The organism is Inquilinus limosus (assembly GCF_002195995.1).
Classification (GTDB): domain Bacteria; phylum Pseudomonadota; class Alphaproteobacteria; order DSM-16000; family Inquilinaceae; genus Inquilinus; species Inquilinus limosus_C.
Map to the genome: position 1 here is coordinate 17,182 of NZ_NHON01000057.1, position 22,254 is coordinate 39,435.

23 protein-coding genes are annotated in these 22,254 nt (G+C 70.7%); 10 read left to right on the top strand and 13 right to left on the bottom strand.

Features of this window, described 5'->3' with window-relative positions:
* Positions 1-32: 32 nt before the first annotated feature.
* Positions 33-3,797 carry a methionine synthase gene (gene metH, locus BWR60_RS24560; protein ID WP_088153896.1) on the bottom strand — a complete coding sequence of 1,255 codons (3,765 nt, stop codon included), beginning with the start codon at positions 3,795-3,797 and terminating at the stop codon, positions 33-35.
* Positions 3,798-4,066: 269 nt separating this feature from the next.
* On the bottom strand, positions 4,067-4,858 hold the full coding sequence (locus BWR60_RS24565) for a substrate-binding domain-containing protein (RefSeq protein WP_088153898.1): 792 nt from the start codon (positions 4,856-4,858) through the stop codon (positions 4,067-4,069).
* A gap of 185 nt (positions 4,859-5,043) precedes the next feature.
* Here BWR60_RS24565 and BWR60_RS24570 point away from each other — a divergent pair, with 185 nt between their 5' ends.
* The gene (locus BWR60_RS24570; RefSeq protein WP_088153900.1) at positions 5,044-5,505 is read left to right on the top strand and encodes an MEKHLA domain-containing protein; all 462 of its coding nucleotides are present in this window, start codon (positions 5,044-5,046) and stop codon (positions 5,503-5,505) included.
* Positions 5,506-5,508: 3 nt separating this feature from the next.
* Here the strand turns inward: BWR60_RS24570 and BWR60_RS24575 are convergent, their stop codons facing one another.
* A complete protein-coding gene (locus BWR60_RS24575) occupies positions 5,509-6,900 on the bottom strand; it encodes a P1 family peptidase (protein ID WP_088153903.1) in 1,392 nt (463 codons plus the stop codon).
* 144 nt (positions 6,901-7,044) lie between these two features.
* Here BWR60_RS24575 and BWR60_RS24580 point away from each other — a divergent pair, with 144 nt between their 5' ends.
* Positions 7,045-7,962: an aldo/keto reductase gene (locus BWR60_RS24580; protein ID WP_088153905.1), complete on the top strand. Its 918-nt coding sequence runs from the start codon at positions 7,045-7,047 to the stop codon at positions 7,960-7,962.
* Positions 7,962-8,642, top strand: a complete 681-nt coding sequence (locus tag BWR60_RS24585; protein WP_088153907.1) for a DUF6064 family protein — start codon at positions 7,962-7,964, stop codon at positions 8,640-8,642. The genes BWR60_RS24580 and BWR60_RS24585 overlap by 1 nt, the downstream gene beginning before the upstream one ends.
* An 18-nt stretch (positions 8,643-8,660) precedes the next feature.
* On the opposite strand, the gene BWR60_RS24590 is transcribed toward BWR60_RS24585, so the two are convergent.
* Positions 8,661-9,506 (bottom strand): aspartyl/asparaginyl beta-hydroxylase domain-containing protein, encoded by an 846-nt coding sequence (locus BWR60_RS24590; RefSeq protein ID WP_230983169.1) that lies wholly within the window; start codon positions 9,504-9,506, stop codon positions 8,661-8,663.
* 293 nt (positions 9,507-9,799) lie between these two features.
* Between BWR60_RS24590 and BWR60_RS24595 the strand changes: the two genes are divergently transcribed.
* The 6 genes from BWR60_RS24595 to BWR60_RS24620 all read left to right on the top strand — a co-directional run bounded on the left by BWR60_RS24595 (position 9,800) and on the right by BWR60_RS24620 (position 15,460).
* Positions 9,800-10,429 carry a LysE family translocator gene (locus BWR60_RS24595; protein WP_088153911.1) on the top strand — a complete coding sequence of 210 codons (630 nt, stop codon included), beginning with the start codon at positions 9,800-9,802 and terminating at the stop codon, positions 10,427-10,429.
* An 85-nt stretch (positions 10,430-10,514) separates the two neighbouring features.
* Positions 10,515-12,668 (top strand): methylmalonyl-CoA mutase, encoded by a 2,154-nt coding sequence (gene scpA, locus BWR60_RS24600; protein ID WP_088153913.1) that lies wholly within the window; start codon positions 10,515-10,517, stop codon positions 12,666-12,668.
* A 171-nt stretch (positions 12,669-12,839) separates the two neighbouring features.
* Positions 12,840-13,391, top strand: coding sequence for a DUF6886 family protein (locus BWR60_RS24605; protein ID WP_088153938.1), 552 nt, complete (start codon positions 12,840-12,842; stop codon positions 13,389-13,391).
* A 29-nt stretch (positions 13,392-13,420) separates the two neighbouring features.
* Positions 13,421-14,695 carry a DUF763 domain-containing protein gene (locus tag BWR60_RS24610; RefSeq protein ID WP_088153915.1) on the top strand — a complete coding sequence of 425 codons (1,275 nt, stop codon included), beginning with the start codon at positions 13,421-13,423 and terminating at the stop codon, positions 14,693-14,695.
* A 97-nt stretch (positions 14,696-14,792) separates the two neighbouring features.
* On the top strand, positions 14,793-15,137 hold the full coding sequence (locus BWR60_RS24615) for a hypothetical protein (RefSeq protein ID WP_088153917.1): 345 nt from the start codon (positions 14,793-14,795) through the stop codon (positions 15,135-15,137).
* Between the two features lie 11 nt (positions 15,138-15,148).
* The gene (locus BWR60_RS24620) at positions 15,149-15,460 is read left to right on the top strand and encodes a hypothetical protein (RefSeq protein WP_088153919.1); all 312 of its coding nucleotides are present in this window, start codon (positions 15,149-15,151) and stop codon (positions 15,458-15,460) included.
* A 341-nt stretch (positions 15,461-15,801) separates the two neighbouring features.
* Here the strand turns inward: BWR60_RS24620 and BWR60_RS24625 are convergent, their stop codons facing one another.
* From BWR60_RS24625 to BWR60_RS24640, 4 genes are all read right to left on the bottom strand, one after another.
* Positions 15,802-16,989: a hypothetical protein gene (locus tag BWR60_RS24625; protein WP_088153921.1), complete on the bottom strand. Its 1,188-nt coding sequence runs from the start codon at positions 16,987-16,989 to the stop codon at positions 15,802-15,804.
* Between the two features lie 80 nt (positions 16,990-17,069).
* Entirely contained in the window at positions 17,070-17,630 is a 561-nt protein-coding gene (locus tag BWR60_RS24630; RefSeq protein WP_088153923.1) for a GNAT family N-acetyltransferase, read from the bottom strand.
* A 67-nt stretch (positions 17,631-17,697) separates the two neighbouring features.
* Positions 17,698-18,468: an alpha/beta fold hydrolase gene (locus BWR60_RS24635; protein WP_088153924.1), complete on the bottom strand. Its 771-nt coding sequence runs from the start codon at positions 18,466-18,468 to the stop codon at positions 17,698-17,700.
* A 61-nt stretch (positions 18,469-18,529) separates the two neighbouring features.
* Positions 18,530-18,952, bottom strand: coding sequence for an organic hydroperoxide resistance protein (locus BWR60_RS24640; protein WP_088153926.1), 423 nt, complete (start codon positions 18,950-18,952; stop codon positions 18,530-18,532).
* Positions 18,953-19,132: 180 nt separating this feature from the next.
* Between BWR60_RS24640 and BWR60_RS24645 the strand changes: the two genes are divergently transcribed.
* Entirely contained in the window at positions 19,133-19,585 is a 453-nt protein-coding gene (locus BWR60_RS24645; protein ID WP_088153928.1) for a MarR family winged helix-turn-helix transcriptional regulator, read from the top strand.
* A gap of 24 nt (positions 19,586-19,609) precedes the next feature.
* Here BWR60_RS24645 and BWR60_RS24650 read toward each other — a convergent pair whose 3' ends face one another.
* From BWR60_RS24650 to BWR60_RS37235, 5 genes are all read right to left on the bottom strand, one after another.
* Positions 19,610-19,846 carry a DUF4170 domain-containing protein gene (locus BWR60_RS24650; RefSeq protein WP_088153930.1) on the bottom strand — a complete coding sequence of 79 codons (237 nt, stop codon included), beginning with the start codon at positions 19,844-19,846 and terminating at the stop codon, positions 19,610-19,612.
* A gap of 5 nt (positions 19,847-19,851) precedes the next feature.
* A complete protein-coding gene (gene upp / locus BWR60_RS24655; RefSeq protein WP_088153932.1) occupies positions 19,852-20,502 on the bottom strand; it encodes a uracil phosphoribosyltransferase in 651 nt (216 codons plus the stop codon).
* A 243-nt stretch (positions 20,503-20,745) separates the two neighbouring features.
* Positions 20,746-21,141 (bottom strand): rhodanese-like domain-containing protein, encoded by a 396-nt coding sequence (locus tag BWR60_RS24660; protein WP_088153934.1) that lies wholly within the window; start codon positions 21,139-21,141, stop codon positions 20,746-20,748.
* A gap of 243 nt (positions 21,142-21,384) precedes the next feature.
* Positions 21,385-22,020, bottom strand: a complete 636-nt coding sequence (locus BWR60_RS24665; protein ID WP_179221935.1) for a cell wall hydrolase — start codon at positions 22,018-22,020, stop codon at positions 21,385-21,387.
* Positions 22,020-22,254: hypothetical protein (locus BWR60_RS37235; RefSeq protein WP_218823658.1), on the bottom strand; the 235-nt coding region annotated here is incomplete at its 5' end. The genes BWR60_RS37235 and BWR60_RS24665, both read right to left, overlap by 1 nt.

Genomic DNA, 22,254 nt, shown 5'->3' on the forward strand with positions numbered 1-22,254 from the left:
GGTGGCTCCGGCCCTTCCGCCGGCGCACGCCCTTACTCCGCCGCCTCGACCAGCGGCGCGGGGGTGTAGTTCAGGATCGGGCCCAGCCAGCGCTCGACCTCGGGGATCGGCATGCCCTTGCGGCGCGCATAGTCCTCGACCTGGTCGCGCTCCACCTTGGCGACGCCGAAATAGTAGGAGTCCGGGTGCGCCAGATAGAGGCCGGAGACCGATGAGCCCGGCCACATGGCATAGCTCTCGGTCAGGCGCACGCCGACCCGCGCCTCGGCGTCGAGCAGCCGGAACAGGGTGACCTTCTCGGTGTGGTCCGGCTGGGCCGGATAACCCGGGGCCGGGCGGATGCCGCGATAGGGCTCGCCGATCAGCTCGTCCGGCGCGAAGCCCTCGTCCGGCACATAGCCCCAGAACTCGCGGCGCACGCGCTGGTGCATGGCTTCGGCGAAGGCCTCGGCGAAGCGGTCGGCCAGCGCCTTCACCAGGATCGAGGAATAGTCGTCATTGGCCCGGGCGAAGCGGTTGGCGATCGCCTCCTCCTCGATCCCGGCGGTGACGACGAAGCCGCCGACATAATCGGCCTTGCCGCTGTCGGCCGGCGCGACGAAGTCGGACAGCGCCACCCGCGGCCGGCCGTCGCGCTTGGACAGCTGCTGCCGCAGGGTGAAGAAGGTCGCCAGCTCCTGCGCCCGGTCCTCGCCGGTGAACAGCCGGATGTCGTCGCCGACCGCGCCGGCCGGCCAGAAGCCGATCACCGCCTTGGGCCGGAACCACTTCTCCGCGATGATCTTCGCCAGCATCGCCTGGGCGTCGTGGAACAGCTGCCGCGCGGCCTCGCCCTGCTTCTCATCCTCCAGGATCGCCGGATAGCGGCCCTTCAGCTCCCAGGTCTGGAAGAACGGCGTCCAGTCGATGTAGCGCGCCAGCTCCGCCAGGTCCCAGTCCTCGAACACCCGGGTGCCCAGGAAGGACGGCTTCGGCGGCTGGTAGCCGGCCCAGTCGATGGCGAAGGGCGTGGCGCGGGCGGCGGCCAGCGGCAGGCGCTGCTTCTCAGCCTCCGCCCGGGCGTGGCTGTCGGCGACCTTGCGGTACTCGTCGCGCACGCCCTCGACATAGCCGCGCTTCGCCTCGGGCGACAGCAGGTTCGAGACAACGCCGACGGCGCGGCTGGCGTCGTTGACATAGACGGTCTGGCCGCGGGCGTAGCGCGGATGGATCTTCACCGCGGTGTGCACCCGGCTGGTGGTGGCGCCGCCGATCAAGAGCGGGATGTCGAAGCCGTCGCGCTCCATCTCCGCCGCCACATGCACCATCTCGTCCAGCGACGGGGTGATCAGCCCGGACAGGCCGATGATGTCGACCTTCTCGGCCTTCGCCGTCTCCAGGATCTTGGTGGCCGGCACCATGACGCCGAGGTCGATGATCTCGTAATTGTTGCAGGCCAGGACGACGCCGACGATGTTCTTGCCGATGTCGTGCACGTCGCCCTTGACGGTCGCCATCAGGATCTTGCCGGCGCTGCGCCGCTCGCCGCCGCCATTGGCGGCCTTCTCGGCCTCCATGAAGGGCAGCAGATGGGCCACGGCCTGCTTCATCACGCGGGCCGACTTCACCACCTGGGGCAGGAACATCTTGCCGGCGCCGAACAGGTCGCCGACCACGTTCATGCCGGCCATCAGCGGGCCTTCGATCACATGCAGCGGCCGCTCGGCCTGCAGCCGCGCCTCCTCGACATCGGCGTCGATGAACTCGGTGATGCCGTTGACCAGCGCGTGCTTCAGCCGCTCGGCCACCGGCTGCTCGCGCCAGGACAGGTCCTTCTCCTTGGCCTCGCGGCCGGCGCCGCCCTTGAACCGCTCGGCCAGGGCCAGCAGGCGCTCGGTGGCGTCGTCGCGGCGGTTGAGGACCACGTCCTCGCAGGCCTCGCGCAGCTCCGGCTCGATCGATTCATAGACCGCGAGCTGCCCGGCATTGACGATGCCCATGTCCATGCCGGCCTGGATGGCGTGGTACAGGAACACCGCGTGCATCGCCTCGCGCACCGGCTCGTTGCCGCGGAACGAGAAGGACAGGTTCGAGACGCCGCCGGAGATATGGGCGTGCGGCAGGGTCTGGCGGATCTGCCGCGTCGCCTCGATGAAGGCGACGCCGTAGCCGTTGTGCTCCTCGATGCCGGTGGCGACCGCGAAGACATTGGGGTCGAAGACGATGTCCTCGGGCGGGAAGCCGGCTTCTTCGGTCAGCAGCTTGTAGGCCCGGGCGCAGATCTCGACCTTGCGCTGCAACGTGTCGGCCTGGCCGGCCTCGTCGAAGGCCATGACCACGACCGCGGCGCCGTAGGACCGCACCAGCCGGGCGTGATGCAGGAAGGCCTCCTCGCCCTCCTTCATCGAGATCGAGTTGACCAGGGGCTTGCCCTGGACGCATTTCAGCCCGGCCTCGATCACCGAGAATTTCGAGCTGTCGATCATCACCGGCACGCGGGCGATGTCGGGCTCGGCCGCGATCAGGTTCAGGAACTCGACCATGGCCTTCTCGGAATCGATCAGGCCCTCATCCATGTTGATGTCGATGATCTGCGCGCCATTGGCCACCTGGTCGCGCGCCACCTCCAGCGCCGCGGCGTAGTCGCCGGCGGTGATCAGCTTGCGGAAGCGGGCCGAGCCGGTGACGTTGGTGCGCTCGCCGACATTGACGAACGGGATGTCGCTGGACAGCGTGAACGGCTCCAGCCCCGACAGGCGCATCAGCGGCGCGATGGTCGGCAGCTGGCGCGGCGGCAGGTCGGCCACGGCATCGGCGATGGCGCGGATGTGGTCGGGGGTCGATCCGCAGCAGCCGCCGACGATGTTGACCAGCCCTTCCTCGGCGAAGCCGCGGATCTGCGCGGCCATCGCCTCCGGCGTCTCGTCATACTGGCCGAACTCGTTCGGCAGGCCGGCATTGGGATAGGCACAGACGAAGGTGTCGGCGGCCTCGGCGATCTCGGCCAGATGCGCCCGCATGGCGTTGGCGCCCAGGGCGCAGTTCAGGCCGATGGTGAAGGGCCGGGCGTGCCGCACCGAGTTCCAGAACGCGGTCGGGGTCTGCCCCGACAGGGTGCGGCCCGACAGGTCGGTGATGGTGCCGGAGATCATCACCGGCAGGTGGATGCCCTTCTCGGCGAAGACCAGCTCGGTGCCGAAGATCGCCGCCTTGGCGTTCAGCGTGTCGAAGATGGTCTCGATCAGGATGATCTCGGCGCCGCCATCGACCAGGCCGCGCACCTGCTCGGCATAGGCGTCGCGCAGCTGGTCGAAGGTGACCGCCCGGTAGCCGGGGTTGTTGACGTCCGGCGAGATCGAGGCGGTGCGGTTGGTCGGCCCCAGCGCGCCGGCGACGAAGCGGCGGCGGCCGTCCATCGCCCGGGCCTTGGCCGCGGCCCGGCGGGCCAGCCGCGCGCCGTGGACGTTCAGGTCATAGACCACCTTCTCCATGCCGTAATCGGCCTGGGCGATCGAGGTGGAGGAGAAGGTGTTGGTCTCGAGGATGTCGGCGCCGGCGACGGCATAGCCGAAATGGATCGCCTCGATCGCGTCCGGCTGGGTCAGGGTCAGCAGGTCGTTGTTGCCCTGCAGGTGGCAGTCGCAGCCGGCGAAATGGGTGCCGCGGAAATGCTCCTCGCCGAAGCCCAGCCCCTGGATCTGGGTGCCCATGGCGCCATCCAGGATCAGCACGCGCTCGCGCGCCGCCGCGGTCAGGGCGGCCAGAACCTCGGTGCCGTCGACCGGCTCCAGGGGGATGTCGAGGGTGGGCGTGGTCATGGCAAACGGCCGGTGGTTCCGGATCGGGGCCGTATGTAATGACATAAAGATATCTTTATATCAACATTCGATGTCGCGAAGGGAGCGACAAATGTCGCCGTGAGAGCGACCGCTTACGCTGCCTGTCTCGCTTGGCGAGACCGTTTCAGAACGCCCATCCCTCGCCGTCATTGCGAGGAGGCGAAGCCGACGAAGCAATCCATCGCCCCGCGCGAGCGGCTGCATGGATTGCTTCGCTGCGCTCGCAATGACGATATGGTGAAGCCTGCTTACTTGCCCGTCGCGGTCGGCTCCAGCCCGGTGGCGGCGATGGCCGGGGCGGCGGCGGGAGAGGCCAGGAAGTCGAGCAGCTTCCTGGCCGCTGCCGGGTCATGCGATCCGGCGACGATGCCGCCGGAATACAGCGTCACCTGCTGCAGCTCGGGCGGCAGCGGCCCGACCAGGTCGATGCCCTCGACCGCCTTCAGCTCGGCGATCTGCTGGAAGCCCAGCTCGGCCTCGCCCTTGGCCACGATCTCCCCGACCGGGGTGGCCGGGATCTTGCGGGCCTTGCCTGCCATCTGCTCGGCGATGCCCAGGCGCTGGAACATCTGCGTGGAGATGTAGACGCCGCTGGCGCTGTCGGAATAGGCGATCGACTTGGCGGCCAGCAGGGCCTGCTTCACCGCCTCGGCCGTGCCGATGTCCGGCTTCGGCGCGCCGGCCTTGACCGCGACGCCGATGCTGGAGCGGGCGAGCACGACCTTGCTGTCGGGCAGCACCTTGCCCTGCTTGATCAGGTCGTCCAGGGCGGTGCCGACCATGATCACGACATCCAGCTTCTCGCCGCGAGCCAGCCGGGCCGGCACGGCGTTGGGCGTGTCGCCCATCGACGGACCCCACTGGATCTTCAGGGTGTCGCCGCTGGCGCGCTCGTACTCCGGCGCCAGCGCGCGGTAGGCGGGGGCAAAGCCGCCGGAGCTGACGACCTGCATCTCGGCCGCGGCGGTGGGCTGGGCGAGAAGCAGCAGGCCGGCGACGGCGAAGGCGGCGGCGCGGGAGACGATCGGCGGCAGCATCATGGGGCGGTTCCTCCGGTGAAACGGACCAGGGTCCTATCCTGACCGGAAACGCCGCGTCGCCTGGCCCGCCGCTGCGGCAGCCCAGCCATGCTCGGACACCGTGCCGCAGCCGGCTTGCCCTGCTTGGCTTTATGTCTGACCTAGCACCATGCGCGCGACCGTCCCGGCGCGTCCGGAGCCCCCTGATGAGCCTCGCCCACGATCCCGATTTCCTGCGCCTCCTGGCGGGCAGCCATGCCCGTCTGGTCGGCACGCCGCTGCTGCCGGAGGAGGCGGGTCGCGACGATGCCGCCCAGGTCCGCTGGCTGTACGAGTCGGCGCCGTTCTGCGTGCTGGCACACAACACCGACGCCGACCCCCGCTTCGTCTATGCCAACAAGGCGGCCCAGGCCCGGTTCGAATATGGCTGGGACGAGTTCGTCACGCTGCCCTCCCGCCTCTCCGCCGAAGCGCCGGACCGGGCCGAACGCCAGCGCCTTTTGGATGCCGTCACCCGCGACGGCTTCATCGGCGACTATCGCGGCCTGCGCATCGCCAAATCCGGCCGCCGCTTCTGGATCGAGCGCGCCACCGTCTGGCAGCTGATCGACGAGGCCGGCGTGCTGCGCGGCCAGGCCGCGAGGTTCAGCGAGTGGCGGGACGAGTAGCCCTCAGTCGCCCTGCCGCGTCCCGGCCTGCTCCCAGTGCCCGGGGTTCAGAACCAGCCGGCCGGAGCCGTCGAAGCGCAGAGTCAGGGGATAGCGGCCCGGCACCATGAAGTCGGTGGCCGAGACCGGTTTCAGCTCGGTCCGCTCCTCCCTGCCGATGGCGAAGGCGGCGCGGGCGCCGGTCGCCTGGGCGTATAGCGCGTCGCCCTCGGCCGTCACCTTGACCGTGACGAAGGGGCTGAAGACGTAGTCGCCGGCCAGCGCCGCCAGCTTGTCCGCCGGCAGCACCGGCTTGGCGGCGGGCGTCGCCGGCTTCGGCTGGTCGGGCACCGAGGCCAGGATCGCGTCCCACATCGCCTCGCCGCCGATCACGCCGAGATCGACCGTCGGCAGCATCGCCGCCTCGTCCTCCAGCTCGCCGGTCGAGACGGCGTAGAGCACGTCGCCGTCGAACTCGGTGGCGAAGGGCTGCAGCGCCCGGCCCATCGAGCTGTGTACCTGGATCGCCAGGCGCTGCAGCTCCGCCGGCTTCAGCTTCTGGTTGGTGACGACCAGGCTGACCGTGGTGTTGCGGGCCGGGGCGTCGGCGTTCGGCGCGCCGGTCCAGCCCGGCTTGCGGCTGGCCGGGTAGCCCGCCAGCAGCGCCGCGGTGGTCAGGTCCTTCGGCCAGCCCTCGTCGCCGTAGCAGGCGGCGACCTTGCCGTCCCGCGTCGTCACCACGCCCAGCGCGTTGACCACGACGAAGGCGGCGACCTTGACCGGGCCGATCTGGCGGAAGGCGCCGCCCTGGCCGGAATAGGCGTTGCAGCCGAACAGCGATCCGGTGACCGCCAGCCGCCCGGCGCCCTGGGCGCCCAGCGGGAACACGCCCGGCTTCGCGGCGCGGAAGGCGGCCTGGGCCAGACGTTTGTCGGGCACCAGCTCGTTCAGCCGGCGGCCGCCGAGATCGTAGATGATGGCGCCGACCGACAGGGCGATGTTGTCCCAATGGCCGCCGCGAATCCCGTCCTCCTTCAGCGCCGAGGCGACGGCGGTGGTGGCCTCCAGCCCGTACCAGGAGCCGCCGGCGAACACCACGGTATCCAGCTCCGGCGCGTCGTAGCCGAGGCGGAGGTAGTCGGTGTTGACCGTGCCGGGCCCGCCGCCGCGGACATCCACGGCCGCCAGCGACCGCCGGTCGAAATGGAACACGGTGACGCCGGTCGGGCCCTCCTCGTATTCGCCGGTGCCGATCTTTATGGCCGGCCAATCGAACTGCAGCAGCCTGTTGCCGGCGTTGAGCACCGGGGCCGGCGTCTCCTGGGCCGCGGCCGGCGGCGCCGCCAGCAGCGCGGCGAGCAGGCCGGCGGCCAGCGCCCCGCCGATCGATCCGGCCTTGTTCCGTCGGCTCCTCATCCCATCCCCCTGTCGATGATCCGCCGGCTGCCCCGGCACGAAACGGGAATGCTGTCCCAACCTGGCCGGAACCGAAAGCAGATAGTGGCGCAGCCGCCCGGCGATCCCATCTTCATGGGGCGACACCGCAGACGGAGGCAGGCGATGCCGTGGTCCCCGACCCTCAGCCGACGGACCCTGCTGGGTGCCCTGGCCGCCACCGGCGCCGCGCCGCTGCTGCCGGCCGCGACGGCGCAGGAGGCGCCGGCCACCCGGCCGATTCCCTCGACCGGCGAGGCCCTGCCGGTGGTCGGGCTCGGCAGCTGGATCACCTTCAATGTCGGCGATGACCCCGAGGCGCGCGACGACTGCGCCGAGGTGATGCGCGCCTTCTTCGCCGAAGGCGGCCGGCTGATCGATTCCTCGCCGATGTACGGCTCGTCCCAGCCGGTGATCGGTTCCGGCCTTGCCAGGCTGGGACGGCCCGCTGGGCTGTTCGCGGCCGACAAGGTCTGGACCTCCGGCGACGGGCCGGCGCAGGTCGAGGAATCGCGCCGGCTCTGGGGCGTGCCGCGCTTCGACCTGCTGCAGGTCCACAACCTGCTGGCCTGGGAGACGCATCTCGACACGCTGTTCGCCATGAAGGCGGAGGGCCGGCTCCGTTATGTCGGCATCACCACCTCGGAGGGGCGGCGGCATGGCGAGATCGAGCAGGTGATGCGCAGCCGGCCGATCGATTTCGTCCAGGTCACCTACAACATTCTCGACCGCGAGGTGGAGGAGCGGATCCTGCCGCTGGCGCAGGAGCGGGGGATCGCCGTCATCGTCAACCGGCCGTTCCGCCAGGGCGCGCTGGTCGACGATATGGCGGGCGAGACGCTGCCGGGTTGGGCCGGCGAGGTGGGCTGCGGCAGCTGGGCCCAGATCCTGCTGAAATTCGTGGTCTCGCACCCGGCCGTCACCTGCGCCATCCCGGCCACCACTCGCGTCGACCACGTGCGGGAGAATCTCGGCGTCGCCCGCGGCCCGATGCCGGATGCGGCGATGCGCCGGCGGATGGCCGCCGATGTCGAGGCGATGTGATGTCGGAGTGGTGGAGCTATCGACTCTCCGACTTCCTGCTGTTCTCGCCCCGCACCTATCACCGGCTGTTCGAGCTGTACAACGAAGCGGTCTGGCCGGCGCAGGCGGCGGCCGTCCTGGCCGGCCTGCTGATGCTGCTCCTGTTGCGGCGCGGCGGCGCGGTCGCCGGACCGGCCGTCGCCGCGATCCTGGCCGTGTGCTGGGCCTGGGTGGCCATCGCCTTCCACCTCGACCGCTACGCCACCATCAACTGGGCCGCCTCCTGGCTCGCCGGGGGCTTCCTGGCGCAGGCGGCGCTGCTGGTCTGGGCCGGGGCGATCGGCGGCCGGCTGTCCGTGCCGTCGCTTCCCGACGCTGCCGGCCGGGCCGGAATGGGCATCTTCCTGCTCGCGCTGCTGGTCTGGCCGGCGATCGGCCTGCTGCTGGGCCGGTCCTGGCGCCAGGCGGAGATCTTCGGCGTCGCGCCGGACCCGACCGCGATCGGCACGCTCGGCCTGCTGCTGGCCCTGGCCGGGCCGGGGCGCTGGGTCCTGATGATCCTGCCGGTGCTCTGGTGCGTGGCGACCGGGGCCACGCTGTGGGCGATGTCGGCGCCGGAGGCCTGGGTGGCGCCGGCCGCGGCGCTGCTGGCCGTCATCCTGGCCGTCTGGCAGGGGCTGCAGCGCCGGCGAGATGCGTAGGCAGCCGGTCCTTCTGCGTCAGGCCTTGCGGTTCCTGAGCGCCTCGGCCTGGGCGTAGAACTTCTTCTCCCACTCCTTGTGCGCGTCCTGCCCTTCGCGGATGAAGGGGGTGAAGACGGCCAGGTTGAGGAGCATCCAGTTCACCAGCCGCGCCGGGAAGCGCAGCGGCTTGACGAAGTCGATGAACAGCACCACCCGGGTCTTGTCGGTGTGGTTCCAGGCCTCGTGCTCATAGGCGTCGTCGAACACCAGGGCCTTGCCTTCCTCCCAGTGGCAGATCTGCTTGTCGACGCGGATCGCCAGCTTCTCGCGCGGCTCGGGCACCAGCAGCGGCAAGTGCAGCCGCAGCACGCCGTTATACGGGCCGCGATGCGCCGCCAGGTGCTTGCCGGGCTCGAAGATCGAGAACATCGCGGTCTTCAGCCCCGGGATCTTCTGGACGATGCGCCAGGTCTCCGGGCATTGGGCGATGTTCTTCTCCGAGCTGACGCCGTAGCCGGCCAGGAAGAAGGTCTTCCAGTGGGTGTCCTTGCTGATGGACTTCACGTCGGAGGAGATGTCCTGGAAGCTCGGCAGCTCGTGCTGGCGCAGCAGCACCTTGTCCAACTCGGCCCGGATCAGGGGCCATTCGCGCTCGACCTCGGCGACCCAGGGGAAGGTGGCGGTGTCGTAGACCGGCGGATTGCCGACCTTGGTGTATTTCAGGTTCAGCCGCTCGGCCCAGGCGACCAGCCTCATGAAGAAGCGTGCCACGATGCTCGGCCGATCCAGGGTCGGGTCGATGCCTTCGGTGACCAACACCTGCTTCGGGTTCATCGGGCCCGGATGCGTCGCGGTGCCGTTGTTTCCGACGCTTGCGTTCACGGTGTCACACTCCGACTGTGCTCTCGCTTCCGACCGGGGGCAGCGGTTTTGGTTCGCCGCCGCGACGGGGGATTATATCGCAGAAAACGGCGGTTGGGATGTTGGTCCGCCACGGAATTCCTTCCCCTACACCAATGGCAGGGCGGTTTCTATCGCTCCATCTGCGAATCATTCCTAGCCGGATTTGTGACAACGTCAAGACACTGCGGGGGAGGCGCGACATTGAGCCTGGGCCTGACGCTCGCGTCCGGCCACGCTATGCTGGCCTGCGAAATCCCGCCGGAGGCCCTCCCATGCCGTCGCTCGCGCATCTGCTGCCGTTCCTCGTCGCGACCGTGCTGATCGCGATCATCCCGGGGCCGGCGATCCTCTACACCGTGGCCCAGACGCTGGCGCGCGGCCGGGCGGCGGGGTTCCGCGCCGCCACCGGCATCGCGGTCGGCGACCTGGTCCATGTCGCGGCCGCGGCGGCCGGCCTGTCGGCGGTGTTCCGCTGGTCGCCGACGCTGTTCCTGGTGGTGAAGATCTTCGGCGCCGCCTATCTGGTCTGGCTCGGCATCCGCATGGTGCGCAGCCGCCGCTCCGGCGACGCCCTGCCGCAGGTGGCGGAGAAGACGGCGCGGCGCGCCTTCGCCGAGAGCGTGACGGTCGAGCTCTTGAACCCGAAGACGGCGCTGTTCTTCATCGCCTTCCTGCCCCAGTTCGTCGATCCCGCCGCCGGCCTGCCGGTCTGGGCCCAGTTCCTGGTGCTGGGGATGATCGTCAACGCCGTGTTCTTCGCGGCCGACGTGGTGGCGCTGCTGTGCATCGACCGGGCGATGTCCCGGCTGCGCCGCAGCGAGCGGGTGGCGCGCTGGCTGCGCCTGGCCAGCGGCTCGGCTTTGGTCGGACTGGGGACCCATATGGCGCTCAGCCGGAACTGAACGAAACGCGAAAGAATCATGCGCGCCGCGTGACCGCGGCCGGGACCGCTCCTATACTCCCCTCCGTGACAGGAGGAATGCCGCCATGACCGCCTTCGACAAGCGGACGCCCGCCGACTGGGAGGCGCTGGCCCGGAAGGAGCTGCGCGACCGCCCGCTGGAGGACCTGACGGTCGAGACGGCGGAGGGCGTGACGGTCAGGCCGCTCTACACCGCGGCGGATGTGCCGAAGGGCGCGGCGGCGGAGCTGCCGGGCTTCGCCCCGTTCACCCGCGGCGTGCGCGGCACGATGTATGCCGGCCGGCCCTGGACCGTCCGGCAATATGCCGGCTTCTCCACCGCCGAGGCGTCGAACGCCTTCTACCGCGCCAATCTCGCGGCCGGGCAGCAGGGCGTCTCGGTCGCCTTCGACCTGGCCACCCATCGCGGCTATGACAGCGACCATCCGCGCGTGGTCGGCGATGTCGGCAAGGCCGGCGTCGCCATCGATTCCGTCGAGGACATGAAGATCCTGTTCGACGGCATCCCGCTCGACCGCATGTCGGTCTCCATGACCATGAACGGCGCGGTGCTGCCGGTCCTGGCCGGCTACATCGTGGCGGCGGAGGAGCAGGGGGTGCCCGAGGCGAAGCTGTCCGGCACCATCCAGAACGACATCCTCAAGGAGTTCATGGTCCGGAACACCTACATCTACCCGCCCGGCCCCTCGATGCGGATCGTCGCCGACATCATCGCCTACACCGCGGAGCGGATGCCGAAGTTCAACTCGATCTCGATTTCCGGCTACCACATGCAGGAGGCTGGGGCGACGGCGGTGCAGGAGCTGGCCTACACCCTGGCCGACGGCCTCGAATATGTCCGCGCCGCGATCTCCGGCGGGCTCGACGTCGACGCCTTCGCCGGCCGGCTGTCCTTCTTCTTCGCCATCGGCATGGACTTCTTCACCGAGGTGGCGAAGCTGCGCGCCGCCCGCCAGCTCTGGGCCGAGCTGATCCAGGCCGAATTCGCGCCGAAGAAGGCCGAGAGCCTGATGCTGCGCACCCATTGCCAGACCTCTGGCGTGTCGCTGACCGAGCAGGACCCCTACAACAACGTGGTCCGCACCGCGGTCGAGGCGTTGGCCGCGGTGCTGGGCGGGACGCAGAGCCTGCACACCAACAGCTTCGACGAGGCGCTGGGCCTGCCCACGCCGTTCTCCGCCCGTATCGCCCGCAACACCCAGCTGATCATCGCCGAGGAGACGGGGGTGACCCGCACGGTCGACCCGCTGGGCGGCAGCTACTATGTCGAGGCGCTGACCGCCGAGCTGGCGGCCAAGGCCCGGCTGCTGATCGACGAGGTCGAGGCCATGGGCGGCATGACCAAGGCGGTCGAGGCCGGGCTGCCGAAGCTGCGGATCGAGGAGAGCGCGACCCGCCGCCAAGCCCGGATCGACCGCGGCGAGCAGGTGATCGTCGGCGTCAACAAATACGCCCCGGACAAGCCGGACCATGTCGAGGTGCTGGCGATCGACAATTCGGCGGTGCGCGAGGCGCAGGTGGCGCGGCTCAAGCAGATCCGCGCCAGCCGCGACGAGGCCGCCTGCCGGGCGGCGCTTGCGGCGCTGACCGAGGCGGCGAAGTCCGGCGAGGGCAACCTGCTGGACCTGGCAGTGAAGGCGACCCGGGCGCGGGCCACGGTCGGCGAGATCTCCGACGCGCTGGAGCAGGTGTTCACCCGCCACCGCGCCGTGATCCGCTCGGTCTCCGGCGTCTATGGCGGCGCCTTCGCCGGCGACGAGGGCTATGCCCGGATCCAGCAGGAGGTGGCGCGCTTCGCCGAGGCCGAGGGAAGGCGGCCGCGCATGCTGGTGGTGAAGATGGGCCAGGACGGCCACGACCGCGGCGCCAAGGTGATCGCCACCGCCTTCGCCGATATCGGCTTCGACGTCGACATCGGCCCGCTGTTCCAGACGCCGGAGGAGGCGGCGCGCCAGGCGATCGAGAACGACGTCCATGTCGTCGGCGTGTCGTCCCAGGCAGCCGGGCACCTGACCCTGGTGCCGCAGCTGATAGCGGCGCTGAAGGCGGAGGGCGCCGGCGACATCCTGGTGGTGTGCGGCGGCGTCATCCCGCCGCAGGACTATGAGCCGCTGCTGGCCGCCGGCGTCAGCGCCGTCTATGGCCCCGGCACCAACATCCCGCAGGCGGCCGGCGAGATCCTGGCATTGATCGGCAAGGCGCGCGCCGCGGCGGCGTAATCCCCCTCACCCTCCCGCCGCCAACGCGGCGGGCCCCTCCCTCTCCCCGAGGAGAGGGAAGCGGGGGCGGCCCTTTACCTCTCCTTAGGGAGAGGTCGAAATCGCGCAGCGATTTCGGGTGAGGGGGCGACCCCGGCGCATCCGCTCGTGCTGTCTGGGGAGACGTTGATCGTGCGGCTGTTCCATTTCAGCGATGACCCGGCGATCGACCGGTTCGTGCCGCGTCCGGTGCGCGTGCCGTCGACGCGGCCGGCGGGGCAGGAGTGGCTGAACGGGCCGCTGGTCTGGGCGATCGATGACGCCCATCAGATGCTCTACCTGTTCCCGCGCGACTGCCCTCGGATCCTCGCCTGGGCGACGCCGCGGACGTCTCTGGCCGATCGGGAAGCATGGCTTGGGGCTGCCCGCGCCGCGGCCTTCGTCGAGACCGCCTGGATCGGCCGGCTGCGCGCCGCCGGAATCCATCGCTACGAGCTGCCGTCCGAAACCTTCCGCAGCCTTGAGGATGCCGGGATGTGGGTGTCCGAGGCGGCGGTCGTCCCGCTCGGCCGCGTCGCCCTGGCCGGGCTCGACCGCGAGCTGGCCCGGCGTGGCGTCGACCTCCGCATTGTCGATTCCCTGGCCCCGCTCGCCGCCCTGTGGGACAGCAGCCTGCATGTCAGCGGCATCCGGCTGCGCAACTCCGACACTTGGCCGCTGGCGCAATCGGGGGCGTCGCGCTAGGATCGTTCCGTCTTTGTTCCGGAGGATCCGTGGCGAAACGGGCCGGCAGCGCCGATCTGCCCCTGCATCACGGCCGGGTGCCCGCCTGGCTCGGCCGGCGCATGTCCCGGCTGGGCGCGGTGATCGCCGAGGCGATCATCCACCATTACGGCCGCGACGAGTTCCTGCGCCGGCTGGCCCATCCCTTCTGGTTCCAATCCTTCGGCGCCGTGATGGGCATGGACTGGCATTCCTCCGGCATCACCACCAGCGTGATCGGGGCGCTCAAGCGCGGCCTGCAGCCGATGGCGGGCGAGCTGGGCCTGCATGTCTGCGGCGGCCGCGGGTCCCATTCCCTGCAGACCCCGGCGGAGCTGATCGCGATCGGCCAGCGCGTCGGGCTGGACGGCGAGGCGCTGGCGAAGGCCAGCCGGCTGGTCGCCAAGGTCGACAGCGCCGCGGTGCAGGACGGCTTCGACCTGTACCTGCACGGCTTCATCCTGGCCGATGACGGGCGCTGGGTGGTGGTGCAGCAGGGCATGAACGGCGACAGCCGCCTGGCCCGCCGTTACCACTGGTGCTCCGAGGAGCTGAAGAGCTTCGTCGAGGCGCCGCACACCGCGATCGAGGGGCCGGGCCGGGGTGTGATCGTCAACCTGACCGACCGGCGGGCCGCGGCCTCGCGCCACCGCCAGCTCGACCTGCTGCGCGATCTCGGCCCCGACCGGCTGGTCGGCGAGGTGGCGGCGATCGAAGGCCGGATCCCCCCGCCGCCGGAGCAGCCGTCGCTGCCGCATCTGGTGATGCCGGCGCATCACGACGTCCGGCCCAGCGACGTGATCCTGCGCCGGCTGCATGGCGCCCTGGCCGCGGCGGCCGACCGAGCGCCGGAGGATTTTTCCGAGCTGCTGCTGGTGCCGGGCGTCGGCGCCCGCACCGTGCACTCGCTGGCCATGGTGGCGGAGGTGGTGCACGGCGCGCCCTGCCGCTTCGCCGATCCGGGCCGCTTCTCCCTGGCCCATGGCGGCAAGGACCGCCACCCCTATCCGGTGCCGACCCTGGTCTACGACCAGACCATCGCGGTGCTGAAGACCGCCGTCGCCCAGGCCAAGCTGGGCCATGACGAGCGGCTGGACGCGATCCGCCGCCTCGACGACCAGGCCCGGCGGGTCGAGCGCCACGCCACCGGCCCGACCCTGCCCGAGCACATCGCGGTCGAACGGCGCCGGTCGCATGAGTATGGCGGCCGCAGCGTCTTCGGCTGGGAGCCGCCGCCGGCCGACGTCCCGGCCGACATTCCGGGCAATGCCACGAAAATGCCTTGATTGGCGCCGGATCGAAGCCGCCGGGTCGTACGTTGAAGGGTTCGGACGTTGGTGGGTCCGGCCCGATGGGCCGCCCGGCAGCAGAAGGACAGGACCTATGATCTCGACTCGCCGCATTCTGGCCGGTGCGCTGGCCGCCGTTGCGGTCACGCTGGCGGTGTCGACCCCGGCTCTCGCCGACAGCTGGAAGAAGCATGGCGGCTGGGGCTGGGGCCCGCCGTGGCGCCATCACTACTACGACCGCGGCTACTATGATCGTGGCCCGGATGTTGTCGTGGTGCGGCCACGCCCGCGGGTCTACTACGAGCCGTCGCCGGTCTATGTCGAGCGGCCGCCCGTCTATTACGAGCGCCCGGCGCCGGTCTATGTCGCGCCGCCGCCCCCGGTCTATGTGGCGCCGACCCCCGGCATCTCGGTCAACATCCCGCTGCGCTTCGACTGAGGTAGGCCGAGATGGGCCGTTCCCTCGCCCGCGCGTCGCTCCTGGCACTGCTGGCCCTGACCGCCGCCGCCCCCGCCTTCCTGCTGCATCCGGCGGCGGCGCTGGCGGACGATGACGACGACGATGATGATGGAGGCTGGCGCCATCATCATCGCCACCGGCACTGGCGCGACGGGCCGCCGCCCTATTACTACTATCGGCCGCATCGTGACCGGGTGATCGTCTATGACGACGAGCCGGACTATGTCGTGCGGCGCCCCCGGCCGGTCTATGTTGAGCCGCCGCCCGGCATCACCATCAACATCCCGCTGCGCTTCGACTGAGGCTCCCGGGCTTCGCCTAGCCGGCTGTGGCCCCGTGCCGCAGCCGGCCTTTTGCTGCCGGCGCCAAATCCGCTTGCATCCGCCTCGCAAATCCGTATCTTGAGATTGCGAATGATTTGCAGTCGCTTTTGGGGAGAGCCAGGATGGCGAGACGCCGCCCCTGTCCGTCTCCAGCCGGGACTGCGGTCATTCACGAGATCACGGATCGGGCGGGCTGGACGACCTAGCCGACGCCATCGTGAAAGCCGTCGATCCGTCGACGATCGGGCCGGTCCCTGGCTGGCGTTCCTCCGGCCCGATCTACACTCAGAGCCTCCGGAGCCTTGCTCCGGAGGCCTTTTTCATGGGGCGCGGCGGGCCAGGATGACGCCCGCCAGCATCACGGCGCCCACGACCGCCATGCCAATGCCGGTCCACTGCATGCCGTCGGTGATGGCGAGCTGGTTGTATTGCCACCAGACCTGGCCGCCGCGATTGCCCAGCACGGCGGCGACCTGCAGCGCGGTCCAGGCGACCCCGACCCGCAGCGGCCCGGCGCCGCGCCCCAGGATGGCGGCGAAGCCGGCCAGCATCGCGATGGCATAGGCGGGGTCGCTGCTGACGCCCCAGGCCAGCGACACCGGCACCTGGATGTCGAGGCCGTACAGGGCCCACAGCACCACCGCCGCGGCCAGCGGACCGGCGGCCAGCAGGCCGAGACCTGGATGCAGCGCCGCCGCCAGCAGCACCACGGCGATGGCCAGATAGCCGATCAGCGAGACCTGGCCCAGCAGGTCGGGCACCGATCCGCCGGCCACCGTCGCGGCATGGACGAGCAGCGGCAGGCGGATGGCGTTCAGCCAGACGATCGGCGCCAGCAGCAGCACCAGCGCCAGCACCGCCGCCGCGACCGCGGCCGGCGCGGCATGGCTGGTGGCCACCGGCACGGCGGCGGTCGGCGCGCGCCAGGTCACGAAGGCCAGGGCCAGCGCCATCGCCGCCCAGAACAGATGGGGCCCCAGCGGGATGGCCAGGGACCCGGACGCCGGCTGCAGCACCACGGCCACAGCGTTGACCAGGATCGGCCCGAACAGCGTCGCCGCCGCCACCGTGATCACGGTGATGCGGCCGCCCGACCCGCCGCCCAGCCGGATCAGATGCAGGTGGTTGCCGACCACAAGCCCGGCAGCGCCGACCACCGCCGCGATCCACAGCAGGCCGGGCAGCAGGATGGAATCCTCGGGCGCCAGGGGCTGGCGCAGCACGGCCAGGAACCCGAGCAGCGCCAGGGCCACCAGCACGCCGCCGGCAATGATCGGCGGGCGCTCGCCGCCCCGTCGGGCCAGGGCGGCCCAGCCGAGGAAAGGCAGCAGCGCCAGCAGCGACTCGGCCGTCACCAGCCCGAAGGCGCCCGCCTGGACCTGCAGCGCCGGCAGCATCGCCGGGAACACCCCGGCATGCAGCAGCGGCAGGGTGCTGGCGCCCAGCGCCAGGCCCAGGATCGGCCGCACCAGCAGGGCGGAGGAGGGTCTGTCGCTGCGAACCGCCATGCGGGGTCGACTCCGAATCGCCTGGATGAGATCCCCGACGGTCTACGGCAAAGGCGTCCCGGACTCCACCGCCAGCGGGATCAGAGGTCGATGCGCCAGCGCAGCGACTCGCCGCCGCCATAGCCCTCCGCCTTGCGGAAGCGTTCGACCAGCCTTCCGCCATTGGCCTGGATCACCCGCTGCGAGGCGAGGTTGTCGGGATCGGTGGTCAGATCGACATGGCCCAGGCCCTGCGCCCGCGCCTCCGGCAGCAGCAGCGCCAGGCCGCTTGTGGCGTAGCCGCGGCGCTGCTTCCAGGGCACGACGCTGTAGCCGATATGGCCCAGCACATGCGGCGGCAGGGCGGCGGTGCCGGGCTGCCAGCGCAGGTTGACGCTGCCGCAGAACTCCCCGTCCCACAGCCAGCGATGGAAGCCGGGCAGGCGCGGCACGGTGCTGCCGTCCGGCAGGGTGATCGGGCCGCCGCGCGCCTCCGGGTCGTCCAGCCCGGCGACGAAGCCGGCCGGGTCCTGCGCGATCCGCTCCAGCTGCTCGCGCGCGGCCGCGTCCTTGCGCACGGTGTCCGGCGACCAGCCGCGGCGCAACGCGTCGGCAAATCCGGGCAGTCGGTCCAGGGACGGGGCGATCAGGGTGACGCTCATCCGCTCCTGGTACCGGAAAGCCCGCCCGCGGCGCAATGCCACGGGCGGGCCGTCGATCAGGTCGCGGTCAGCGCTTGAGCGAACCCGCCGCGTCCTCGATCGCCTTGGCGACCACCGCGGGGTGGGCGACGAAGGCGGTGTGGCTGCCGGTCACCGACACCACATGGGCGCCGATGCGCTCGGCCTCCCAGCGCTCCAGATCCGGGTTGATCACCCGGTCGGCGGTCGACACCAGGAACCAGGAAGGCAGTTTCTTCCAGGCGGCGTTGGTCACCGTCTCGCCGAAGGCCGCGGCCGCGATCGGGCCCTGGGTGGCGGCCATCACCGCCGCTTGCGCCGGGGAGGAATCGGCGGCGAAGGCGCTGTGGAAGCGGTCGGCCGGGATGGTGGCGAAGCCGTCCGGGCCGGGCTTGATCGCGTCGGCCTCGACCGCCGCGGGCCCATGCTTGAACACGTCGGCGGCGGATTCGCCGACATCCGGCGCCAGGGCGGCGACATAGACCAGCCCGGCCACCTTCGGGTCGTCGACCTGGGTGATCACCACGCCGCCCCAGGAATGGCCGACCAGCAGCGCCGGCCCGTCCTGCTGGGCCAGCGCCCGCTTGGTGGCGGCGACGTCGTCGGCCAGCGAGGTCAGCGGGTTCTGCACCGCGGTGACGTGGTAGCCCTTGGCCTGCAGGGCGGCGACCACGCCGGCCCAGCTCGACCCGTCGGCGAAGGCGCCGTGCACCAGGACGATGTTCTTCACGCCGGCAGGCGCGGCCTCTGCGGCCTGGGCCAGGCCGAGCGACAGGGCGGCGGCAGCCGCCAGGGCCAGCGCTTTGACGGAAACGCTCATCGGGAACTCCGGATGCTGTATGGGCGGGGCCGGCCGGATCGCCGGCCCCCGAGCGGTGTGGTCAGGCGACGGTCAGGCGGACGTTCAGGGTGCCGCGGGTGGCGTGCGAATAGGGGCAGACGACATGGGCGCGGGCCACCAGGTCCTCGGCCACGGCGCGCTCGACGCCCGGCAGGGCGACGGTCAGGCCGACATCCAGGCCGAAGCCCTGGCCGTCGTCGCGCGGGCCGACGCCGACATCGGCGGTCACGGTGCTCTCCGGCGCGATCTTCACCTTGGCCTGGGCGGCGACGTATTTCAGCGCACTCAGGAAGCAGGCGGAATAGCCGGCGGCGAACAGCTGCTCGGGGTTGGTGGCGTCGCCGCCCTGGCCGCCCAGCTCCTTCGGCGTGGTCAGGGCGACGGACAGCTTGCCGTCCTCGCTGGTGGCCCGGCCGTCGCGGCCGCCGGTGGCAGTGGCCTTGGTGCGGTAGAGGATGGTCATGATCGGTCTCGCTTGTTCGGGAGCGGCGGGTGCCGCTTGCGGAAAACTAAATAGCGCACAATTGAATTGCTCGCCATTCGATCGCCGCATGGCGAGTGCGCGAAATTGAATGGTGCACAATTAAATTGCCTGGGATATCCGGTCGGATTGACCTTTCCATCCCCAGCCGGGGAGGCTTTGATGCCCGACACCCTGGACTCCCCGTACCGCCTGACCGACCAGCTGTGCTTCGCCGTCTATTCCACGGCGCACGCCTTCAACCGCGTCTACAAGCCGCTGCTGGACCGGATCGGCCTGACCTATCCGCAATATCTGGCGATGCTGGTGCTGTGGGAGCGGGACGGCCTCGCCGTGAAGGCGATCGGGGACCAGCTGTTCCTCGATTCCGGCACGCTGACGCCGTTGCTCAAGCGCCTCGAATCGGCAGGCTTGGTCGAGCGCCGCCGCAGCCGCGACGACGAGCGGGTGGTGCACATCCACCTGACCCCGGCCGGCCGGGCGATGCAGGCGGAGGTGGCGACGGTGTTCGAGGGAATCGGCTGCGCCTCTGGCCTGACGGCGGAGACGGCGGGCAGGCTCAAGGACGCGCTGGAAGCGGTGCGCGGCCAGCTGCAGGCCAGCGCCGCCGCCTGACGGCGGCGGGCCCGGCCGTCGGGCTCAGTGCTTGTCGGTCGACGGATCCAGCAGGCGGTGCAGATGCACCACGAAATAGCGCTTCTGGGCGTCGTCCACCGTCGCCGCCGCCTTGGCCCGCCAGGCGGCATAGGCCTCGGCGTAGTTCGGGTACAGGCCGACGATGTCGACCTTGGACAGGTCGGCGAACTCGACGCTCTGGGTGTCCTTGAGGTCGCCGCCGAGGACGAGGTGCAGGAGCTGCTTGGGCTGGTCGGTCATGGGCTTCACTTCGTGCCGAACATGCGGTCCCCGGCGTCGCCGAGGCCCGGGAGGATATAGGCGTTGTGGTCGAGGCAGCGGTCCAGCGCCGCGGTGTAGATGCGGACGCTGGGGTGTTTGGCGTGCAGCGTGCGCACCCCTTCCGGCACCGCCACAAGCGCCATGAAGCGGATCAGCTCGTCCGGCACGCCGTGGCGGTTCAGCACGTCGACGGCGTGGACGGCGGAGTTGCCGGTGGCCAGCATCGGGTCGACCGCGATGAAGATGCGGCCCTGTGGCTCCGGCAGCTTCACCAGGTATTCGACCGGCATCTTGGTGTCGTGGTCGCGATACAGGCCGATATGGCCCTGGCGGGCGGAAGGGATCAGCTCGATCAGCCCTTCGGTCATGCCCAGCCCGGCGCGCAGGATCGACACCAGCGCCACCTTCTTGCCCAGCAGCACCGGGGCGTCCATCGGCTCCAGCGGCGTCTCGATCCGCTCCGTCGTCATCGGCAGGTCGCGGGTGATCTCATAGCCCATCAGCAGCGAGATCTCGCGCAGCAGCCGGCGGAATCCGTTGGTCGACCGCCCCTTGTCCCGCATGTGCGACAGCTTGTGCTGGATCAGGGGGTGGTCGAGGATGAAGAGGTTGGGGAATTCGGGCAGCGTCTTCATCGGGCCTCGGCGCGCGGTGTCGGCCCGACCATACAGGGTGGGGCCGGCCGTTCCAAGGGTCGGGCACCGAGAGCCGGGTCGGCTTAGTGCGTTGCCTCTCCCGCTTGCGGGAGAGGTCGGAGACGCGAAGCGGCTCCGGGTGAGGGCCCTTTGTCGAGGCCGGGACCCGCCCTCACGCGGCCGTCCTGCGGACGTCCGACCTCTCCCGCCAGGCGGGAGAGGCAACGCGAAAATCAGGGCCTGTTAAGAAGTCTCCAGCGCGAAGCCCTCGTCCAGCCAGCCGGTCAGGCCGCCGATCATCACCTTCACCGGCCGGCCCAGCCCGGCCAGCTTGATCGCGGCGCGGTCGGCGCCGTTGCAGTGCGGCCCGGCGCAATAGACCACGAACAGCGTGTCCTGCGGCCATTCGGCCATGCGCTCGGCGGTGATCGTCCGGTGCGGCAGGTTGATCGCGCCGGGGACATGACCGGCGGCATAGGCCTTCGGCCCGCGCGCCTCGGCCAGCACGAAGCCGGGGGCGCCGGAGGCCAGCGCCTCGTGCACATCGGCGCAGTCGGTCTCGAAGGCCAGCCGGGCGCGGAAATGGGCCAGCGCCTCGGCGGCAGGGGCGGCGGGAACGGCGGTGACGGCGTTGCTCATGATCGGTCTCCGTGTGAACGGGCGACACTGTGCCCAAGCCGGACGGAGCGGGCCATTGGCACGGATGACAGGGACCGGGCAGATCTTGCCAATTCTCAGCGACTGGATCGATGTCGCCTCACATACCTCCATTTCGTCATCGCGAGCCCCAAAGGGGCGTGGCGATCCAGTGGTCGGTGCCGCTGGATCGCCACGTCGCTTCGCTCCTCGCGATGACGGGTTTGGAATGTCCCTCCGCGCGGGTCAGGGCCGGAAGAAGCGGTGACCGCCGATGGTGAGGAGATAGGCGTCGGACGTGGCCCAGGCGGGGGCCCTGACCCGGGCTGGGGCGTAGAAATGGGTGGCGCCGCGGGTCGGGTCGGTGAAGATGCCGGCCATCATATGCAGCGCCACCGACCAGGCGATGCGGAACCGGGCCGCGTCGCGGATGGTCAGGTCGCCGGTGGTCCAGGGGAACTGGCCGCGATCGGCGATCACCCGGCAGATGGTCTTGGGATAGGCCGGGTCGTGCAGCCGGTTCAGCACCACCTGCGCCACCGCCAGCTGGCCCAGCCGGGTCTCGCCCTGGGCCTCGAAATACACCGCATAGGCCAAGCAGCGGGCCTGGCGCAGCATCAGCGGCCGCAGCCGCGCATCGGTCAGCCGAAGCCGGCTGACGATCAGGCGGCGGATCTGTGCCGGGCTGGCACCGCCCCGCACGGCGGGCTGGGGAACCTCGCCCGCGGCCGGCGCGTCCGGCCGGCTCGGGATCAGGCTGCCCGGCGTCTCGTCGGACGGCATGATCCAGCCTTCGCCAAGCTCCTGGGCGCGCAGCCCCGGCGCCAGGCACAGCACCAGCAGCGCCGCCAGCAGCGGCGTGAGCAGGGCCGGGCAGCGCATCAGGGCGGCGGGGGCGGGAACAGCGGCAGGTCGACCGAACCGTCGGGGCCGGTCAGCGTCACCGAGCCGGGCTCGATCCGCTCGACATGCCAGCCGGACAGGTCGTCGCCCGGCCGGGCGGATACGACCTCGCCGGTGTCGTCGCGGCGCAGCAGCGCCACGGACTGGTCGCCGGCCAGGATCACGCCCTGCACCGTGACCTGGGGCGGCGGCTCGGGCGGGGCCGGCGACCAG

What these genes read in the sequence shown, in the direction of transcription:
- metH (WP_088153896.1), bottom strand. Translation starts at nt 3,797, where the DNA reads ATGACCACGCCCACCCTCGACATCCCCCTGGAGCCGGTCGACGGCACC.
- BWR60_RS24565 (WP_088153898.1), bottom strand. Translation starts at nt 4,858, where the DNA reads ATGATGCTGCCGCCGATCGTCTCCCGCGCCGCCGCCTTCGCCGTCGCC.
- BWR60_RS24570 (WP_088153900.1), top strand. Translation starts at nt 5,044, where the DNA reads ATGAGCCTCGCCCACGATCCCGATTTCCTGCGCCTCCTGGCGGGCAGC.
- BWR60_RS24575 (WP_088153903.1), bottom strand. Translation starts at nt 6,900, where the DNA reads ATGAGGAGCCGACGGAACAAGGCCGGATCGATCGGCGGGGCGCTGGCC.
- BWR60_RS24580 (WP_088153905.1), top strand. Translation starts at nt 7,045, where the DNA reads ATGCCGTGGTCCCCGACCCTCAGCCGACGGACCCTGCTGGGTGCCCTG.
- BWR60_RS24585 (WP_088153907.1), top strand. Translation starts at nt 7,962, where the DNA reads ATGTCGGAGTGGTGGAGCTATCGACTCTCCGACTTCCTGCTGTTCTCG.
- BWR60_RS24595 (WP_088153911.1), top strand. Translation starts at nt 9,800, where the DNA reads ATGCCGTCGCTCGCGCATCTGCTGCCGTTCCTCGTCGCGACCGTGCTG.
- scpA (WP_088153913.1), top strand. Translation starts at nt 10,515, where the DNA reads ATGACCGCCTTCGACAAGCGGACGCCCGCCGACTGGGAGGCGCTGGCC.
- BWR60_RS24615 (WP_088153917.1), top strand. Translation starts at nt 14,793, where the DNA reads ATGATCTCGACTCGCCGCATTCTGGCCGGTGCGCTGGCCGCCGTTGCG.
- BWR60_RS24620 (WP_088153919.1), top strand. Translation starts at nt 15,149, where the DNA reads ATGGGCCGTTCCCTCGCCCGCGCGTCGCTCCTGGCACTGCTGGCCCTG.
- BWR60_RS24625 (WP_088153921.1), bottom strand. Translation starts at nt 16,989, where the DNA reads ATGGCGGTTCGCAGCGACAGACCCTCCTCCGCCCTGCTGGTGCGGCCG.
- BWR60_RS24630 (WP_088153923.1), bottom strand. Translation starts at nt 17,630, where the DNA reads ATGAGCGTCACCCTGATCGCCCCGTCCCTGGACCGACTGCCCGGATTT.
- BWR60_RS24635 (WP_088153924.1), bottom strand. Translation starts at nt 18,468, where the DNA reads ATGAGCGTTTCCGTCAAAGCGCTGGCCCTGGCGGCTGCCGCCGCCCTG.
- BWR60_RS24640 (WP_088153926.1), bottom strand. Translation starts at nt 18,952, where the DNA reads ATGACCATCCTCTACCGCACCAAGGCCACTGCCACCGGCGGCCGCGAC.
- BWR60_RS24645 (WP_088153928.1), top strand. Translation starts at nt 19,133, where the DNA reads ATGCCCGACACCCTGGACTCCCCGTACCGCCTGACCGACCAGCTGTGC.
- BWR60_RS24650 (WP_088153930.1), bottom strand. Translation starts at nt 19,846, where the DNA reads ATGACCGACCAGCCCAAGCAGCTCCTGCACCTCGTCCTCGGCGGCGAC.
- upp (WP_088153932.1), bottom strand. Translation starts at nt 20,502, where the DNA reads ATGAAGACGCTGCCCGAATTCCCCAACCTCTTCATCCTCGACCACCCC.
- BWR60_RS24660 (WP_088153934.1), bottom strand. Translation starts at nt 21,141, where the DNA reads ATGAGCAACGCCGTCACCGCCGTTCCCGCCGCCCCTGCCGCCGAGGCG.
- BWR60_RS24665 (WP_179221935.1), bottom strand. Translation starts at nt 22,020, where the DNA reads ATGCGCTGCCCGGCCCTGCTCACGCCGCTGCTGGCGGCGCTGCTGGTG.